The 16227-nt window shown below is 69.3% G+C and carries 18 protein-coding genes; 6 read left to right on the forward strand and 12 right to left on the reverse strand.

From position 1 onward, the window contains the following. Nucleotides 1-73: 73 nt before the first annotated feature. Nucleotides 74-562, forward strand: a complete 489-nt coding sequence (locus tag AC1RRS_RS09450) for a MerR family transcriptional regulator (protein ID WP_492854941.1) — start codon at nt 74-76, stop codon at nt 560-562. Nucleotides 563-721: 159 nt separating this feature from the next. On the opposite strand, the gene AC1RRS_RS09455 is transcribed toward AC1RRS_RS09450, so the two are convergent. Then, nucleotides 722-1900: a vWA domain-containing protein gene (locus tag AC1RRS_RS09455; protein ID WP_492854942.1), complete on the reverse strand. Its 1179-nt coding sequence runs from the start codon at nt 1898-1900 to the stop codon at nt 722-724. 150 nt (nt 1901-2050) lie between these two features. Here AC1RRS_RS09455 and AC1RRS_RS09460 point away from each other — a divergent pair, with 150 nt between their 5' ends. After that, a complete protein-coding gene (locus tag AC1RRS_RS09460; RefSeq protein ID WP_492854943.1) occupies nt 2051-3496 on the forward strand; it encodes an MFS transporter in 1446 nt (481 codons plus the stop codon). Nucleotides 3497-3637: 141 nt separating this feature from the next. Here AC1RRS_RS09460 and AC1RRS_RS09465 read toward each other — a convergent pair whose 3' ends face one another. The 7 genes from AC1RRS_RS09465 to AC1RRS_RS09495 form a co-directional block, all read right to left on the reverse strand. Next, a complete protein-coding gene (locus AC1RRS_RS09465) occupies nt 3638-4699 on the reverse strand; it encodes a Leu/Phe/Val dehydrogenase (protein ID WP_492854944.1) in 1062 nt (353 codons plus the stop codon). Nucleotides 4700-4833: 134 nt separating this feature from the next. Further along, complete coding sequence (locus tag AC1RRS_RS09470; RefSeq protein ID WP_492854945.1) at nt 4834-5868, reverse strand: alpha/beta hydrolase; 1035 nt, start codon at nt 5866-5868, stop codon at nt 4834-4836. Then, nucleotides 5865-6449 carry a uracil-DNA glycosylase family protein gene (locus AC1RRS_RS09475; RefSeq protein WP_492854946.1) on the reverse strand — a complete coding sequence of 195 codons (585 nt, stop codon included), beginning with the start codon at nt 6447-6449 and terminating at the stop codon, nt 5865-5867. The genes AC1RRS_RS09470 and AC1RRS_RS09475 overlap by 4 nt, the downstream gene beginning before the upstream one ends. Before the next feature lie 48 nt (nt 6450-6497). Next, a complete protein-coding gene (locus AC1RRS_RS09480) occupies nt 6498-6881 on the reverse strand; it encodes a hypothetical protein (protein WP_492854947.1) in 384 nt (127 codons plus the stop codon). A gap of 63 nt (nt 6882-6944) precedes the next feature. Beyond that, nucleotides 6945-7601: a glutathione S-transferase family protein gene (locus tag AC1RRS_RS09485; protein WP_492854948.1), complete on the reverse strand. Its 657-nt coding sequence runs from the start codon at nt 7599-7601 to the stop codon at nt 6945-6947. 100 nt (nt 7602-7701) lie between these two features. Beyond that, complete coding sequence (locus tag AC1RRS_RS09490) at nt 7702-8004, reverse strand: DUF3253 domain-containing protein (RefSeq protein WP_492854949.1); 303 nt, start codon at nt 8002-8004, stop codon at nt 7702-7704. Further along, nucleotides 8001-8855, reverse strand: coding sequence for a DUF1444 domain-containing protein (locus tag AC1RRS_RS09495; RefSeq protein ID WP_492854951.1), 855 nt, complete (start codon nt 8853-8855; stop codon nt 8001-8003). The genes AC1RRS_RS09490 and AC1RRS_RS09495 overlap by 4 nt, the downstream gene beginning before the upstream one ends. A gap of 131 nt (nt 8856-8986) precedes the next feature. On the opposite strand from AC1RRS_RS09495, the gene AC1RRS_RS09500 reads away from it, so the two are divergent. Further along, on the forward strand, nt 8987-9445 hold the full coding sequence (locus AC1RRS_RS09500) for a PaaI family thioesterase (RefSeq protein ID WP_487291669.1): 459 nt from the start codon (nt 8987-8989) through the stop codon (nt 9443-9445). Here the strand turns inward: AC1RRS_RS09500 and phaH are convergent. The 3 genes from phaH to rlmJ form a co-directional block, all read right to left on the reverse strand. Further along, nucleotides 9442-10173, reverse strand: a complete 732-nt coding sequence (gene phaH / locus AC1RRS_RS09505; protein WP_492854952.1) for a phasin PhaH — start codon at nt 10171-10173, stop codon at nt 9442-9444. The two genes, AC1RRS_RS09500 and phaH, sit on opposite strands and share 4 nt — an antisense overlap. 90 nt (nt 10174-10263) lie before the next feature. Further along, nucleotides 10264-11538 (reverse strand): chromate efflux transporter, encoded by a 1275-nt coding sequence (gene chrA, locus AC1RRS_RS09510; RefSeq protein WP_492854953.1) that lies wholly within the window; start codon nt 11536-11538, stop codon nt 10264-10266. 4 nt (nt 11539-11542) lie between these two features. Next, nucleotides 11543-12367, reverse strand: a complete 825-nt coding sequence (gene rlmJ, locus AC1RRS_RS09515; RefSeq protein ID WP_492854954.1) for a 23S rRNA (adenine(2030)-N(6))-methyltransferase RlmJ — start codon at nt 12365-12367, stop codon at nt 11543-11545. A 105-nt stretch (nt 12368-12472) separates the two neighbouring features. Here rlmJ and AC1RRS_RS09520 point away from each other — a divergent pair, with 105 nt between their 5' ends. Beyond that, nucleotides 12473-13480, forward strand: coding sequence for a DNA topoisomerase IB (locus AC1RRS_RS09520; protein WP_492854955.1), 1008 nt, complete (start codon nt 12473-12475; stop codon nt 13478-13480). 175 nt (nt 13481-13655) lie between these two features. Here AC1RRS_RS09520 and AC1RRS_RS09525 read toward each other — a convergent pair whose 3' ends face one another. Further along, on the reverse strand, nt 13656-14633 hold the full coding sequence (locus AC1RRS_RS09525) for a helix-turn-helix transcriptional regulator (RefSeq protein WP_492854956.1): 978 nt from the start codon (nt 14631-14633) through the stop codon (nt 13656-13658). A gap of 75 nt (nt 14634-14708) precedes the next feature. Here AC1RRS_RS09525 and AC1RRS_RS09530 point away from each other — a divergent pair, with 75 nt between their 5' ends. Further along, the gene (locus AC1RRS_RS09530) at nt 14709-15053 is read left to right on the forward strand and encodes a hypothetical protein (protein ID WP_492854957.1); all 345 of its coding nucleotides are present in this window, start codon (nt 14709-14711) and stop codon (nt 15051-15053) included. 318 nt (nt 15054-15371) lie between these two features. Further along, nucleotides 15372-16193 carry a flagellin gene (locus tag AC1RRS_RS09535; RefSeq protein ID WP_487287583.1) on the forward strand — a complete coding sequence of 274 codons (822 nt, stop codon included), beginning with the start codon at nt 15372-15374 and terminating at the stop codon, nt 16191-16193. Nucleotides 16194-16227 lie beyond the last annotated feature (34 nt).

Raw genomic sequence — 16227 nt, forward strand, 5'->3', positions numbered from 1 at the left:
ACGCCACGGTGAAAGCCGTCAACGCCAAGGCCGGCGATCCCGTCGCCGCCGACCAGGTGCTGGTGGAGTTCGGATGAACCTCCACGACCTCTCCATCCCCGGCCCGCGGACAAAGGCGGCCATCGCCCTGGCCGAGCGCCGCCGCCGCGCCCAGACGAGCCTTCGCAAGGGAGTTCCGATGCCTTCGATACCCCATGGCGGCGTCCACACCGCCGTCGCTCAACCCGCCCCGCGCTTCACCGTGCGCGCCTCGGAGATCCCGATCGGCGTCGTCGCCGAGCAGTTGGGCCTGACCCTGCGGGCCATCCGCCACTACGAGGAGATGGGCCTGATCGCCTGCGGCCGCGGGCCGAAGAACGTCCGCACCCTGGGCCAGGCGGCGCGCGTCCGGCTGGCCGCCATCGCCGACCTCAAGGCCCTGGGCCTGCCGATCTCGGAGATCGCCGAACTGCTGGGCGAGGACGGGGCGTGCCCGGACAGGCTGAAGGCGCGGCTGCGGGCGCAGCTGGAGGCGCTGGACGCGCGCCGGACGGCGATCGCGGGGTATTTGTCGGGGCTGTGAGATCGGGAAACCTCCCCCCGTGGGGGAGGCGGCCGAAGGCCGGTGGGGGGACGTTTTCAACCGCCGCCGAACTGGCCGATCAATCAGCCACTCCCCCCTCCGTCGGCTTCGCCGACACCTCCCCCACAGGGGGAGGTTCCTTCAAGTTGGGCTTCGCCTCTAGCCCCGCACCAGTTCCCGCATGGCCTTGTCCAGCCCGTCGATGGTCAGCGGGAACATGCGCTCGTTCATCAGCTGCTTCATGACGCCGATCGACTGGGTGTAGTCCCAGTGGCGCTCGGGGGTAGGATTGAGCCAGATGCAGCTCTGGTAGATGTCGGTGACCCGGCTCATCCAGATGGCGCCGGGCTCCTCGTTCCAGTGCTCGACGCTGCCGCCCGGGTAGGTGATCTCGTAGGGGCTCATGGTGGCGTCGCCGACGAAGATCACCTTGTAGTCGGCCGGGAACTTGTGGAGCACCTCCCAGGTCGGGACCTTCTCGGTGTGCCGGCGCTTGTTGTCCTTCCACACGCCCTCGTAGAGGCAGTTGTGGAAGTAGTAGAACTCCAGGTTCTTGAACTCGGTCTTGGCGGCGGAAAACAGCTCCTCGCAGAGCTTGATGTGGCCGTCCATCGAGCCGCCGATGTCGAAGAAGATCAGCACCTTGATGGCGTTGCGGCGCTCGGGGCGCAGCTGGATGTCGAGATAGCCCTTCTCGGCCGTGCCGCGGATGGTGCCGGGCAGGTCCAGCTCCTCGGCCGCGCCCGTGCGGGCGAACTTGCGCAGACGGCGCAGCGCCACCTTGATGTTGCGGGTGCCCAGTTCGACGCTGTCGTCGAGGTTCTTGTACTCGCGCTTGTCCCAGACCTTCACGGCCCGGCCGTGACGGCCCTTGTCCTGGCCGATGCGCACGCCTTCGGGATTGTAGCCATTGTTGCCGAAGGGACTGGTGCCGCCCGAGCCGATCCACTTGTTGCCGCCCTGATGGCGTTCCTTCTGCTCGGCCAGGCGCTCGCGCAGGGTTTCCATCAGCTTCTCGAAGCCGCCCAGGGCCTCGATCTGGGCCTTCTCCTCGTCGGTGAGGAACTTCTCGGTCAGGGCCTTCAGCCACTCCTCCGGAATGTCGGCCGTGATCCCCTCGCCCACCGTCTCCAGCCCCTTGAAGACGTGGCCGAACACGCGGTCGAACTTGTCGAGGTTCTTCTCGTCCTTCACCAGGCTGGCGCGCGACAGGTAGTAGAAGTCGTCGATCGAGCGGTCGATGACGCCCTTGTCGAGGGCCTCCATCAGCAGGAGGTATTCGCGCAAGCTGACCGGCACCTTGGCCTGGCGCAGCTCGGAGAAGAAGCGAAGGAACATCGGCCGGGTCTCGGGGAGTCTCTGGGGAGGTCTCGAACGTCTGTTTGGCAGAATGAAGCCTCGAGGCGTTCGGCGCAACGGCGACCTCCGGGGACCGAAGTTATCCACTCTTTCCTTGAGCCGGCCGCCGGCCGGGCGTAACTGGCGCCCGTGTCCGATCTCGCCTCAGATCCGCGCCCGGCGCCCTCCCTCGAAACCGAAGCGCCCGATCCATCCCCCTGGACCACCCGGCTCGTATCCCTGGCCGTCGCCAGCGCGCTGCTGATGGAGTTCATCGACTCCACGGCGCTGTCGACCGCCCTGCCGCGCCTGGCCCAGGCCTTCTCGGCCGATCCTATCCACCTGAAGCTGGCGCTGACCTCCTACATTCTCGCCCTGGCGGTGTTCACCCCGGCCAGCGGCTGGGCGGCCCAGCGCTATGGGGCGCGGCGGGTGTTCCTGCTGGCCATGCTGGTGTTCCTGGGCGGCTCGGCCCTGTGCGGCCTGTCGCAGAGCCTGGCCCAGCTGGTCGGCGCGCGGGTGATCCAGGGCATAGGCGGGGCGATGATGACGCCGGTGGCGCGGCTGATCGTCGTCAGCTCCACGCCCAAGGACAAGCTGATCAGCGCCATGGGCTGGTTCACCATGCCGGCCATGATCGGGCCGCTGATCGGACCGCCGATCGCCGGCTTCGTGCTGTCGATCGCCGACTGGCCGTGGATCTTCTACCTGAACCTGCCGATCGGTCTGGTCGGGGCGATCGCCGTCCGCCGCTTCGTGCCCAAGGGCGCGCCCGACCGCGAGGCCGGCCGCTTCGACACCCCCGGCTTCATCATGAGCGCCATCGCGCTGTCGGGCCTGATCGGCCTGGCCGAGACCGCCGGCCTGCCGCTGCTGCCCCCGCCGTTGCAACTGGCCCTGCTGGTCGTGTCGCTGGGCGCGGGCTGGCTCTATCTGCGGCGCTGCAAGGTGGTGAGCCGCCCGATCCTGGACCTGACCCTGCTGCGTTTCCCGACCTACCGGGCCAGCCTGCTGGGCGGCGCCTTCGTGCGGCTGGGCATCGGGGCCAGCCCGTTCCTGATGCCGCTGCTCTTGCAGGTCGCCCTGGGCTGGAGCCCGCTGAAGGCCAGCGCCGTGACCATCGCCACCGGGGCCGGCGTGCTGGTGGCCCGGCCGTTCGCCAGCGCCCTGCTCAAGCGCTACGGCTTCCGCTCGGCCCTGGCGGTGTTCGTCGTCGCCACGGCGATCATGACGGCCGTCCCGGGCCTCTTCACCGCCTCGACGCCGATGTGGCTGATGATCGGCCTGCTGCTGGTGGGCGGCTTCGCGCGGTCCAGCCAGTTCATCGCCGCCAACACCATCGCCTATGCCGACGTGCCCCAGCCGCGCGTGGCGGCGGCCTCGACCCTGGCGGCGGTCAGCCAGCAGGTCGGCCTGGCCCTGGGCGTCAGCTTCGGTGGTTTGATGCTGCACCTGACCCGCGACGTCGGCGCCGGCGGCCTGACGCCCGCCAGCTTCACCCTGCCGTTCGCGGCGATCGGGCTGGTGACCCTGCTGGCCCTGCCGGTCTATCTGCGGCTGGACAAGGACGCGGGCGCGAGCCTGAGCGGGCGGTAGAGAACCTCCCCCCGTGGGGGAGGCGGCCGAAGGCCGGTGGGGGGCCGTTTTCAGCCGCCGAAAAGGTGGTCTATCTGGCGATCACTCCCCCCACCGATCGCTTCGCGATCACCTCCCCCACAGGGGTAGGTTCCTTCAGGATCAGGGACGCGCCGCCGAAATCCGCGCGCGGGCGATCTCGTCGGCGACGAGGTTGGCGGGGCGGCCCTCGGCCTTGGACTGGTCGAGCACCTCGGCCAAGGTCAGGGCCAGGCGGTCGAGCTTGGTCGCCACCCAGGCCGGGTCGAAGGCGCCGCCGGCTTCCAGGGCGCGGATCTCGGCGGCGACGTTGATGATGCCGCCGCCGTTGATGACGTAGTCCGGGGCGTAGAGGATGCCGCGGTCGAACACGGTCTGGCCGATCAGGGCGTCGGCCAGCTGGTTGTTGGCGCCGCCGGCGATGACCTTGACCTTCAGGCGCGGCAGGGTCGTCGCCGAGATGGCGCCGCCCAGCGCGCACGGCGCGAACACGTCGGCCTCGACGTCGAAGATGGCGTCGGTCGAGACGATCTGCGCGCCCGTCTTGGCCGCCACCTCATTGAGGGCGACCTGGTTGACGTCGGCAATGATCAGTTGCGCGCCGGCGGCGTGCAGCTTCTCGGCCAGGTAGGCGCCGACATGGCCGACGCCCTGGATGGCCACCTTCACGCCCTTGAGGTCGCGGCCCAGGGCGCGCTCGACGCACAGGCGCACGCCGCGAAACACGCCCTCGGCGGTGACCGGCGAGGGATCGCCCGAGGCGGCCGCGTGGCCTTCCAGGCCGGCGACGTAGCGGGTGGTCTTGCGGGTGTTTTCCAGGTCGGCCGGCGAGACGCCGACGTCCTCGGCCGTCCAGTAGCTGCCGCCCAGGCTGTCGACCGCGCGGCCGAAGGCCTCGAACAGTTCAGGCGTCTTCTGGCTGCGGCTGTCGCCGATGATCACGGCCTTGCCGCCGCCGAAGTCGAGGTCGGCCATGGCGTTCTTGTAGGACATGCCGCGCGACAGGCGCAGGGCGTCGGTCAGGGCCGCTTCGCTGCTGGCGTAGTCCCACATGCGGCAGCCGCCGGCGGCGGGGCCGCGCGCGGTCGAGTGGACGGCGATGATCGACTTGAGGCCCGTCTTCTCGTCGTAGAACGAATGGACGCCTTCGTGTCCCTCGAAATCGGGGAGATCGAACAAGGTCATGCCGTGCCTCAGCCTGAAAACAGTGCGCCGGGATGTACGCCCCAACGACCGTCGCCGCAAGGATCACTTCATCGGCCTTTTGTCACATAGGCCGATGATCGTTCTTTTCGCACTGCAATACGCCGGACGTTCAACTAGCGTCCGGCCGGAACACCCTGAACTTTGACGATATTCGGCGCGGTCGGCGCGCCCGGGATCGGCGGCGCGCCCGACGGCAGGTCGGCCTGCGGGTCCTTGAGGAACGCCGCCGCGTCGCGCCAGACGACTTCCGCCTGCTTGTCGACCAGAAGAAGATGGTAGCCGTTGGCGTAGAACGCCGAACGATCGTCAGGCTTCAGCCGGCGGGCGGCCTGCTGCGTAGGCTCGTCGGGGATGATCTCGTCGTGCTCGCCGTAGAAGTAGGCGACCGGGACCTTCACCTTGCCCAGCGACGCCCAGGCCCGCTCCATCAACCCGACCAGGCCGTAGAGGGTGTCGGACCGCGCGCCCCAGATCATCAGCGGGTCGCGGCCCATGCGGCGCAGCTCGTCGATATTGTCGGTGGGCTGGACCTTGGAGACCAGCCATTCGGGCGGCTTGACCACCCAGCTGCGGGCGGTGTGGGCGGTGATCCACAGGCTGGTCTTGTAGGGCAGAGGCTGGTTCGACCAGCCCCAGACGGCGGGAGCGAACAGCAGGAGCGAGTCCGCCGCCGGCGGGTTGTCGGTCGCCATGGCGGCGATGGCCAGGCCCCCTCCCATGCTGACCCCGGCCAGCGAGACCTTGGCCTCGGGATGGGCCTCGCGCACCAAGGCGACCAGGGTGCGGACGTCCTCGATCATCAGATCGCTCGAGGCCCAGACGCCCCGGGCGGGCGAGCGGCCAAAACCGCGCAGGTCCAGCGCGTAGGTGGCGATCCCCTGCTGGGCCCACCACGGCGCGGCCAGGTGATAGGCGTTGGAATAGTCGTTCATGCCGTGCAGGCCGACAACCACATGGGTCGGCGCGCCGCCCTCAGGCAGCCAGCGCTTGATGCCCAGCTTGGCGCCGTCGAAGCTGACCAGCCAGTCGTCTTCCAGGCGGGCGCCGCGCAGGCCCAGCGGGGCGAGGTCCGGGCGCTGGGTGATGGGGGCGCAGGCGGCGGCGAGGCCGGCGGCCCCGACGGTGAGGAGGAGGCTCCGGCGGTTCATGGGGCCAACATGCCCGCGACACGGCGGCGAAGATAGGGCGTCACCTCGTCCTCGAACCAGGGATTGCGCTTGAGCCAGGCGGTGTTGCGCCACGACGGGTGCGGCAGGGGCAGAACGCCGTACCCGACGTATTCGCTCCAGGCGGCGACCGTCTCGGTCATGGTCGGCTTCATGGCGTCGCCCAGCGCCCAGGCCTGGGCGTAGCCGCCGACCAGCAGGGTCAGCTCGACCTTGGGCAGCAGGGCCAGCAGGTCCTTGCGCCACAGCTCGGCGCAACGCGGCGGCGGCGGATAGTCTCCGCCCTTGGGATTGGTGCCGGGAAAGCAGAAGGCCATGGCCGCGACGCCGATCTCGGGCCGGCCGTAGAAGGCGCCACGGTCGATCCCCATCCAGTCGCGCAGGCGGTTTCCGGACGGATCGTTGAACGGCAGGCCGGTCTCGTGCACCAGCCGCCCCGGCGCCTGGCCGCAGATCAGCAGGCGCGTCCCCTCGCCCACCCGCACCACCGGCCGGGGTTCGGGCAGGTCGCCGACGCAGGCCCGGCAGGCGCGGATCTCGGAAAGCAGGGCGTCGAGCGACATGGTCCCGCAGTTAGGCGGCCGCCGGTCCCGCGCCAAGGGCGTGCGGCCTTACGACCTGGCCACCGGAAAGTGGAAAGGCACAGCGATGAGCTTGCCGGGCGCGTCGAGAGCAAGGGCTGTATCGAGCCGCAAGACGAGTGCGAGCGGACCAGAGGCCGGGTTGTTGCTCGCGTCGCAGGTGACCTCGAAAGCCTCCTGGGCCGTCGCCCCGAACAGCGAGCCATGCTCCCAGAGCTGGGTCAGAAAATTCGTCGCCTGGGCCTTAGCCTCGACCATCATCGCGTCCGACAGCGGCTGGGTCGCCGTCCAGGCCAGCATGAGCTTGAAGTTGGCCTCGATCACCCGCAGCAGGCGCAGGCGATCCTGCGGGCCGGCCGCCAAAGAGAGCGCCTCCTCGTCGGTGAGGAGGTCGGGTGGCGACGGGTTGGTCATGACGGCTGGCTCTCCCCGCGCTTGCCGCTCAATCTCCGCTGGCAAGCGCGGCTTGGCAAGCGGTCAGGCCGCGGTCGGGGCCGCGAACATGGCCAGCAGGCCCTCTTCCCTGGCGATCAGCTCGGCGAACGACGGCCGGGCCAGGATCGCGTCGGTATAGGCCTTGGTGCGCGGCCAGCGCGACAGGTCCAGCCCCAGGTGGCGCAGGTTGGCGAAGGGGCTGGCAACGGCGATGTCGGCCAGGGTCAGGCGATCCTCCAGCAGGAAGCCGCCGACGTCGGGCACGATGGTCTCCAGATAGTCGAGCACCGGCGGCAGCTCTTCGGCCTGCGCCTTGGCGGCGATCGCCTCGTCGCCAAGCTTGCGCATGAAGCGCGGAGCGACGATGCGGTTGAAGAAGATCTTGCCGCCGGCCGCCACCAGGATGGTGTCGGCGTACTCCTCGAACCACACCGCCCGGGCGCGAGCGCGCGGCTCGGCCGGGATCAGGTTGGGCTCCGGATGCAGGGCTTCGAGATAGGTGATGATCGCCGTGGAGTCCGAGATGCGGAAGTCGCCGTCCTGGAAGGCCGGGATCTTCCGGAACGGGCTGCACTCGGCGAAGTCGGGATCGAGGGTCCCGGGCGGCGACACCCGGTTCTCGAGCACGAGACCCTTCTCGGCCCCGAAGGCCAGGGTCTTGCGCACATAGGGGGAAAGCGACGAACCGAAGACGATCATGACGAACCTCCCGATGTATTTGAGAGGCTCATAGGTTCATCGATCCAGTTGCATTTCAAGACCCACTCGCCGACGTCGTCGGGGCGGGTCCTGAAGCAGCTCAGGCCTCGGCGTCGTCGGCCCCGTCGTCGGCCACATCGGGGAAGCTGGTCGGATCGCCTTCCAGCGGCAGGCGCAGGCGATAGACGCCCCGGAACTTCTCGGGATTGACCGGCTTGTTGTGGCGCAGGATGACGATCTTGCCTTCCTTGGCCAGTTCGACGGCGTCGGTGCGGACGTGGCCGAGCAGCCGCTGCCAGCGCTCGGGCTGAATGGCCTTGGCCACCGACATCGGGTCGATGGACTTGCCGGCCGGCAGATCAGCCAGTTGCGAAAGGATGGTGTCTTGGATCGGGGTGGTCATTTGCTCGGCTCTAGCACCGACCAGTTTCCGTGGCGATAAAGGAAAACGCTCGTCGAGAAGACCTCGGGCTCGCCCTGATTGGCCTTCACGAACTTCACGAAGCGCGAAAGCCGCGCCGGATCGGCGGTGTCGGCGATCAGAAGGACGTTGCGCTGCAGGAAGACGACGGCGGCCTCGTCCTTGATCTGGATGCCCTGCGCGGCCCAGCGTTCGGGCATCGACACCAGGTTCAGCGCCAGGCTGGCGCCGTCGGTGACGAACCAGACGCCGGGCTCCATCGACTCGACCTCCAGGGGCCCGATCTTCTCGCCGGTGTTCTTGCGCGCGGCGGCCCAGGCGTCGGCGGTCTCGATCCTGGCCTTGGTCAGATCGTCCTTGGTGGCCAGACGGAAGCTCTCGCTCTCGTCGACAGCCACGACCTCGATGAAGTCGCCGACCAGCGGCCTGTAGACCAGTTCGGCGCCCGGCATCGCCTGGAGGTATTCGACGGGCCGGATCAGCACGACCAGCTTGTCGCGTTCCAGCGCGGCCTTCTCGCCGCTCGAGGCCATGACCCGCGCCAGCTGCCCGATGATCGTGTCCAGATCCCCGGGCGCATTGCGATAGCGGCCGTAGGCGTTGTCGAGGAACAGCGACATGCCGTCGTCGTCCTTGACGGCCTTGGCCTGGCGGATCTTCAGACTGTCCTCGCCGACCAGCTCGATGCGAAGCGTGGGATCGACCTTGAGCAGCGCCGCCCGCACCTCCAGCTGGAACTCCGACATCGGCATGATCATCGGCGCGTCCTGCGCGCACGCCGAAGTCGCCAGGATCATCGCCGCCAGACCGGCCGCGATCGCTCCACCCCACATTGCCACCCCTCTCGCTGAAGGCGAAGACCCTGCCCTAGTTCGCGTGATGCGGCCAGACGCCGACTTGCTTCGGCGTCCGCCGGGGTCTTAGCTGAACAGCAAAACAACGAGAAAGTACGGGAGCGCAGGGCATGGACGGCGGCAACGAGATCGTCAGCGGGCCGATGCTGGTCGAGGACGGCGAGTGGGCGGGCTGGCGCACCTGGACGGGCCAGGACCCCTTCGAGGACACGGCCGGGCCGTTCTATTTCCGCGAGGAGGACGGCAAGGTGCGCTGCGCGTTCCGGGCCGAGCCACGCCACATGAACGGCGGCGGCTTCATGCACGGCGGCTGCATGCTGACCTTCGCCGACTTCTCGCTGTTCGCCATCGCCTGGCGCGAGCTGGACAACGCCAAGGCCGTGACCGTGTCGCTGAACGGCGACTTCGTCGGCCCGGCCAAGCCAGGCGACCTGATCGAAGCGACCGGCGAGGTGATCCGCGCCGGCGGCTCGATGATCTTCGTGCGCGGCCTGCTCAGCACCGGCGGCCAGCCGATGTTGAGCTTCTCAGGCGTGATCAAGAAGATCTGGACGATGGGCGGCGCCTAGCCGCCCGTCGAGCCCGCGCCCTCGGCCAGACGCTTGGCCTGGGCGACCCAGGCGTCGCGCTCGGCGCGGCCCTTGAGGCTGAGCAGCTTGTCGAAGCTTTCCAGCTCGTCGGCGCTCCAGTCGGCGATCTGACGGAAGCGGGTGACGCCCAGCTCGGCCAGCGAGGCGGCCAGCTTGGGGCCGATGCCGACCAGCAGGGTCAGGTCGTCGGCGACGTCCTTGGCGGAGGCCACGACCTTGGAGGCGACGTCGTTGGCGGGCGCGACGACCTCTTCGACGACCGTCTCGACCGGCTCGGCGATCGCCTCGACCACAGGTTCGGGCGCCGTTTCGACCACGGCCTCGACCACCTCGACCGAGGCTTCGGCGAGCGCGGCGGGGACCTCGGCGGCGGTCTCGACGATTTCGGCCGTGGCGGCGGCGACCGTCTCGACGATCGGCTCGACCTCGGCGACGGCGGCCTCGACCACTTCGGCGGGCGTGGCGATCAGGGCCGGGGCCGGCTCGTCGAGCACGCCGCGCGACACCGGTTCGGGCGCCAGGGCGATCAGGGCCTCGATATTGACGGCTTCACGCCATCGGTTGGACCACCACCACCAGGCGGCGCCGGCGACGGCCGCGCCGCCGAACACAGCCCACAGGGGCGATGCGGCCCCGATGAGGAGGTTCGGCGCCGACGGTGTTTCGGGACTCTCGGAAGACAGGGGCAGGAAGGACGAGGAAGCCATGGCCGTTCACTCCGTCGATCGCGATTGTGCGGCGCAGCATAACACAGAACGCCGGTTCGCAAGCGCAAAAATGCTGACCTTAAGTAACCTTCAGAACAAAGCCGAACAGGCCAGGCCCGCCAGCGTCATCACCCCCACCAGGGCTAGGATCGGCAGCCGCAGGGCGAAGGTCAGGCCGCAGGCGAGGACGGTCAGGCCCAGCGCGACGGGATCGAGGCTGAAGAGGTCGGGCAGCGTGGTGCGGAACGGCCCCCAGGCGGCCTCGTTCCCGCTGCGAAACAGCAAGTGAACGGCGAACCACAGCGCCAGGCTGGCGATCACCCCGACCACCGCCGCCCCCACCCACGACAGGGCCGCCGCGGCGCGAGCGTGGGCGCGCAGGCGCTCGACGAAGGGTCCGCCGGCGAAGATCCACAGGAACGACGGGGCGAAGGTCGCCCAGGCCGCCATCAGCCCGCCGGCGATCGCGGCCGGCCAGGCCAGGGCCGGATCGGCGTCGCGCCAGGCGGCCACGAAGCCGACGAAGACGAAGGTCAGCACCAGCGGTCCCGGCGTGGTTTCGGCCAGACCCAGGCCGTCGAGCATCTGGTTGGGCGTCAGCCAGTTCAGTTCGCCCGCCACCTGGCCGACATAGGCCAGGGCCGCATAGGCCCCGCCGAAACTGACCACCGCCAGGCCGCTGAACACCGCCCCGATCTGGGCCAGGGCGGAGCGCGGAGCCAGGGCGAAGGCCAGGGCCACCGGCGCCAGCCAGACGGCGAGGCAGATCAGGGCCGCCCTCCCCGCGCCCTTCAGCGGCGCATGCTCCGCCGAGGCGTCGAAAGCGGCGTCGCGCGCGCCGAAGAACCAGCCCGCCAGACCGGCGACGAGAATGACCAGCGGGAACGGCGCGATGGTGAAGCTCAGCGCCAGGAAGGCCAGGACGGCGGCGATCTTGCCCGCCCGCCCCCGCGCCGCCCGGCCGGCCATCCGGATCAGGGCCTGCAGCACCAGGGCGACCACCGCCGCCTTCAGTCCCAGCAGGGCCGGCGCGGCCCAAGTCGCCTGGCCATGGACGACATAGAGCGCCGACAGCGCCAGCATCGCCGCCAGACCCGGCAGCACGAACAGCAGCCCCGCCGCCAGGCCGCCGCGCACGCCGTGCAGCCGCCAGCCCAGCCAGGTCGCCAGTTGCTGGGCCTCGGGCCCCGGCAGCAGCATGCAGAAACTCAAGGCATGGGCGAAGCGGTCCTCGTCGACCCAGCCGCGCTTCTCGACCACCTCGCGGTGCAGCAGGGCGATCTGCCCGGCCGGCCCGCCAAAGCCCAGGCAGCCGACCTTCAGCCAGACGGCGCAGGCCTGACGGAGGCTGGGGGCCTGGCTCACGCGGTCAGGCGCGCCAGACGCGGGCGGCCGCGCCCGCATCGCCCAGGCGCTGCGCCAGGAAGGTCGTGATCTCGCGGACCTGCGGCTCGATCGCCGCCGGGGCGTCGACCAACACCATGGCGCTGCCGTTCATCTTCATCGGGTCTCTCAGAGGCCGCAGGCGGAGCTCGGCGACTAGCGCGTCGTCCGTGACGTTTTCTAGCGCGCGGATGAAGGCGTCGAAGGTCTCCAGGTCCTTCAGCGGGGTCCAGATCGCCAGCACGGCGGCCGGATCGACCTTGCGCACCGCCCGCACCGTGGCCACGCACTGGGCATAGTCGTCGGGCCGCTCGAACGGCGGGTCGATCAGCACGAAGGTCCGCCCGCCCCGCCCGGCCCGGGCCTCGGCGGTGGCGTAGCCGTCGGCCTGCAGGGCCTGGGCGAAGGCGTAGGGGCCCAGCACCTTGCGCAACTGGTCGAAGTCGTCGTCGCGCAGTTCGCAGGCGGCGTAGCGGTCGCCCCGGCGCAGGGCGCGGGCGATCAGCAGCGGCGAGCCGGGATAGAGCGGCGCCTCGGCGTCGCCGACGTTCAGCTCCTCGACCGCCTTAAGCAGCGGCGCGAACGGCGCGGGGGCGTCGCCCTCGGCCAGCAGGCGGCCGATGCCGGCGGCGGCTTCCTTGGACTTCTGGGCCATGTCGCCGCGCAGGTCATAGGCCCCGGCGCCGGCGTGGGTGTCGATCACCGCCAGCGGCGACTCGTCGGCGGTCAGGCCCGCGAGCAGGGCCAGCAGGATCGCGTGCTTCTGCAGGTCGGCGAAATTGCCGGCGTGGAAGGCGTGGCGGTAGTTCATCGAAGCTCCCCGGAACGGACGAACCGTCTACCACGTTGGCCGGGATTGGGTTGGGAGCGAACGCATGACCCGGCATTTTTCCGTCTTCGGCGCGCGGTGAGCGCCATGGCCCGCGACACCAGCGAGACGCCCGCCGCCGAAAAGACCCTGCTGGCCTATGTCAACGACCAGGAGCAGGGCCTGACCCGCCTGGGCGAGCCCGGCCGGTTCTCCTACGCCGACGCAGACGGCCGGACGGTGAAGGACGAGGCGACGCTGGAGCGCATCCGCGCCCTGGTCATCCCGCCGGCCTGGACCAGCGTGTGGATCTGTCCCGACCCCAACGGCCACATCCAGGCGGTCGGCCGCGACCAGAAGGGGCGCAAGCAGTATCGCTATCACCCCGACTGGCGGGCCGACCGCGACGCCCGCAAGTACGAGCGCATGGCCGCCTTCGGCCGCGCCCTGCCCCGCCTGCGAAAGCGGGTCGACGCCGACCTCGCCCGCCGCGGCCTGCCGCGCGAGAAGGTGCTGGCCGCCGTCGTGCGCCTCTTGGAACTGACCCTGATCCGGGTCGGCAACGACGAGTACGCCAAGACCAACAAGAGCTTTGGCCTCACCACCATGCAGAAGCGCCACCTGAAGCTGGCCGGCGGCGGGGCGGTGTTCGAGTTCAAGGGCAAGAGCGGCAAGGTGCACCACACGGGTTTCCGCGACCGGCGCCTCGCCCGCATCGTCGCCGCCTGCCAGGAACTGCGCGGCCAGCGCCTGTTCCAGTATCTCGACGAGGATGGCCAGCGCCGCTCGATCGAGAGCCACGACGTCAACGACTACATCCGCGCCGTGGCCGGCGAGGACTTCTCGGCCAAGGACTTCCGCACCTGGTACGGCTCGCTGGCGGCGCTGGAGGCGCTGAGCCTGCAACCGGAGCCGGCGACGAAGACCGAGGCGAAGAAGGCGCTGAACCTCTGCATCAAGGCGGTGGCCGGCCTGCTGGGCAACACCCCGGCCGTCTGCCGGGCGGCCTATATCCACCCCCGCGTGCTGGAGGCCTTCGAGACCAGCGCCCTGCCGAAACGGCGGGCGAGTTCGGCGCGGGCGCGGGAGCTGGCGTTGCTGAGGCTGGTGGCCTGAATCTCCTTCTCCCCTTGCGGGAGAAGGTGGCGGCGAAGCCGTCGGATGAGGGGTCTCTCAGATGGGAGACGCTCCGCCCGGCCTGACCGCTGCACGCGGTGTTGAGGTCTGAGAGACCCCTCACCCGATCTCGCTCCGCGAGGCCACCCTCTCCCGCAAGGGGAGAGGGATCACGCTACCGATGCGCCGCCAGCGCCTTCTCCAACTCCCGGACCATGATCGTCTTCAGATCCTCCGGCGAGACGATCTCGACCGCGTCGCCCCAGGTGAAGAGGTGCCAGGCCAGTTCCAGCATGCCGCTGGCCCGGAAGCGCACGGTCACAGCGCCGTCCTCGCCCTGCTCCACCACCTGGTTGGAGTGGAAGCGCCAGCGCAGGGCGTCTTCCGCCCGTTCAGGGCTGATGCGCAGGACCACGTCCTCGATGTCGCCGTGATAGATGCCGAAGCTCTCGTCGGCGAAGGCCTGCAGCGAGAAGTCGGCCGGCGGCGAGGCCGGCTTGTCCAGCGCCTGGACGTCGCTCATCCGGTCGAGGCGGAAGGTGCGCGGCCGGGGGCTGCTTCCCTCCAGCGAGACCAGATAGTTGCTGCGGCCAAACAGGATGCCCAGCGGCGTCACCGTGCGGGTGCGCCCCGGCTGACTGCCGCCGTCATAGCGGAACGACAGGGCCGTCAGCCCCTTCACCGCCGAGCGGATCTGCGCCAGCACGTTCTGGTCCTCGTGCGGACGCGGGCCGGCGTGGACGGCGATGGTCTCGGCCTGGACCAGGGCCTCGACGTCGGGCGCCACGCGCCGGCGGGCCGAGCCCTTCAGCGCCGACAACAGCTTGCCCTCCAGGGCGTACAGCGCCGCGGCCCGGCCATGGGCGCCGGCCGTCTGGTTGGAGTCCGCCGCCGTGCGCAGGGCCGCCAGTTCCTCGGCGGTCGGGGTCTGGAACAGGCTGTCCAGGCCCGAGGGGATGCGGAAGCGGCGGGTCGGCGGGTCCTCGATCGACTCCATCTGCGGGAAGGCCGCCCAGACCGCGTCGCGCATGCGTTCGGCCGTACGCCGCCCCACCTCCATGGCCTGGGCCATCTCGTCGAGCGTCAACCCTTCGGAGGAACTGGCCAGCCGGCGGGCCAGGTCGAGCAGCTTCGTCGCCTTCTCATGTCTCATCCCGGTTCATTACGACCGTTTTTGACGCAACGCACGTGGAAAAGGAGTCATCGCAATTCGTTCGGAGAAACCGACATGAGCCGCCTCGCCTGCCAGCCCTGGCACGTTCGCCCGGTCAGCGCCGCGATGATCTCGGCCGTGCTGGCCTTCGCCGACATCCACCGCGACATGGGCGCGGGCCGCACCCTGATGCGGCTGAGCCCCGAGCGCGCGGCCAAGGCCGACGTCATCCTGCTGCTGGGCGCCGACGCCGAGCGGGCCACGGACCTGGGCCTGGTGTGGAACGACCGCGAGGACCAGCTGATGCGGGTGGTCGACGACGCGGCCCTGCGCGAGACGAGGCTGGCGGCCTGGGAAGAGGCCTTCGACCTGTTCGAGGCCGAAGAGCCGGCGCTTGAACCGGCCCGCCTCTGCGCGTGACTCTAGCGCCGGCCGCAAACGCCAAGAGAGCTTGAATCTTCGCGCGCGAGAGCCCGGCCCGACACTTGGGCTTCGCGCCCTTCGCCAAGTCTCCAGAGTCCAGTCGCGGGTCGCCAAGAGTCTCCAGGACTCAGGCCTAGAGGACTGGCGATTCAGTCGCGCGGCTGCGTCAATCTAAGTTAACGGAAGCTTACAATGAACGCGCCGGTAACCGCGACATTTTCACTCAATGATAACGAGATTACGAAATATTGCAGGAGGGCAAAACGCCCTCCGGGGTCAAAATGACGCCGGACACCTCAAGAAGGAGTCTTCGTTATGGCGCTGAACAGCGTGAACACGAACTCGGGCGCGATGATCGCCCTGCAAAATCTGAACTCGACCAACAGCGACCTTCAGATCACTCAACAGCGCATCAACACCGGCAAGAAGATCGGTAGCGCCAAGGACAACGGCGCCATCTGGGCGACCGCCAAGAACCAGTCGGCCACCGCCTCGTCGATCAACGCCGTGAAGGACTCGCTGCAACGCGGCCAGTCCACCATCGACGTCGCCCTGGCCGCCGGCGACACCGTCACCGACCTCCTGGGCAAGATGAAGGAAAAGGCCCTGGCCGCTTCCGACACCTCGCTGAACACCGCTTCGTTCAACGCCCTGAAGTCGGACTTCAACTCGCTGCGCGACCAGATCACCAAGGCCGTCAGCAACGCCAAGTTCAACGGCGCCAGCATCATCGACGGCAAGACCGCCAAGCTGACCTATCTGGCCAACTCGGACGGTTCGGGCATCACGGTGAACTCCAAGACCCTGTCGCTGGCCGGCATCGGCCTCAGCGCCGGTACGTCGTTCACCGACGCGGCCGCGGCCAAGACGATGATCTCGACCATCGACACCGCCCTGCAGACGGCCACCAACAAGCTGGCCTCGCTGGGCACCAGCTCGACGGGCCTCGACACCCACCTGACCTTCGTCGGCAAGCTGCAAGACAGCCTCGACGCCGGCGTGGGCAACCTGGTCGACGCCGACCTGGCCAAGGAAAGCGCCAAGCTCCAAGCTCTGCAGACCAAGCAGCAGTTGGGCATCCAGGCGCTCTCTATCGCCAACCAGTCGTCGAGCTCGATCCTGAGCCTGTTCCGCTAAGCGGAACCGACGACCGCGACTACGAGGGGCGGGC

The sequence above is a fragment of the Caulobacter sp. GW821-FHT12A07 genome (assembly GCF_058807655.1).

What these genes read in the sequence shown, in the direction of transcription:
- AC1RRS_RS09450 (WP_492854941.1), top strand. Translation starts at nt 74, where the DNA reads ATGAACCTCCACGACCTCTCCATCCCCGGCCCGCGGACAAAGGCGGCC.
- AC1RRS_RS09455 (WP_492854942.1), bottom strand. Translation starts at nt 1,900, where the DNA reads ATGTTCCTTCGCTTCTTCTCCGAGCTGCGCCAGGCCAAGGTGCCGGTC.
- AC1RRS_RS09465 (WP_492854944.1), bottom strand. Translation starts at nt 4,699, where the DNA reads ATGACCTTGTTCGATCTCCCCGATTTCGAGGGACACGAAGGCGTCCAT.
- AC1RRS_RS09470 (WP_492854945.1), bottom strand. Translation starts at nt 5,868, where the DNA reads ATGAACCGCCGGAGCCTCCTCCTCACCGTCGGGGCCGCCGGCCTCGCC.
- AC1RRS_RS09475 (WP_492854946.1), bottom strand. Translation starts at nt 6,449, where the DNA reads ATGTCGCTCGACGCCCTGCTTTCCGAGATCCGCGCCTGCCGGGCCTGC.
- AC1RRS_RS09480 (WP_492854947.1), bottom strand. Translation starts at nt 6,881, where the DNA reads ATGACCAACCCGTCGCCACCCGACCTCCTCACCGACGAGGAGGCGCTC.
- AC1RRS_RS09485 (WP_492854948.1), bottom strand. Translation starts at nt 7,601, where the DNA reads ATGATCGTCTTCGGTTCGTCGCTTTCCCCCTATGTGCGCAAGACCCTG.
- AC1RRS_RS09490 (WP_492854949.1), bottom strand. Translation starts at nt 8,004, where the DNA reads ATGACCACCCCGATCCAAGACACCATCCTTTCGCAACTGGCTGATCTG.
- AC1RRS_RS09495 (WP_492854951.1), bottom strand. Translation starts at nt 8,855, where the DNA reads ATGTGGGGTGGAGCGATCGCGGCCGGTCTGGCGGCGATGATCCTGGCG.
- AC1RRS_RS09500 (WP_487291669.1), top strand. Translation starts at nt 8,987, where the DNA reads ATGGACGGCGGCAACGAGATCGTCAGCGGGCCGATGCTGGTCGAGGAC.
- phaH (WP_492854952.1), bottom strand. Translation starts at nt 10,173, where the DNA reads ATGGCTTCCTCGTCCTTCCTGCCCCTGTCTTCCGAGAGTCCCGAAACA.
- rlmJ (WP_492854954.1), bottom strand. Translation starts at nt 12,367, where the DNA reads ATGAACTACCGCCACGCCTTCCACGCCGGCAATTTCGCCGACCTGCAG.
- AC1RRS_RS09520 (WP_492854955.1), top strand. Translation starts at nt 12,473, where the DNA reads ATGGCCCGCGACACCAGCGAGACGCCCGCCGCCGAAAAGACCCTGCTG.
- AC1RRS_RS09525 (WP_492854956.1), bottom strand. Translation starts at nt 14,633, where the DNA reads ATGAGACATGAGAAGGCGACGAAGCTGCTCGACCTGGCCCGCCGGCTG.
- AC1RRS_RS09530 (WP_492854957.1), top strand. Translation starts at nt 14,709, where the DNA reads ATGAGCCGCCTCGCCTGCCAGCCCTGGCACGTTCGCCCGGTCAGCGCC.
- AC1RRS_RS09535 (WP_487287583.1), top strand. Translation starts at nt 15,372, where the DNA reads ATGGCGCTGAACAGCGTGAACACGAACTCGGGCGCGATGATCGCCCTG.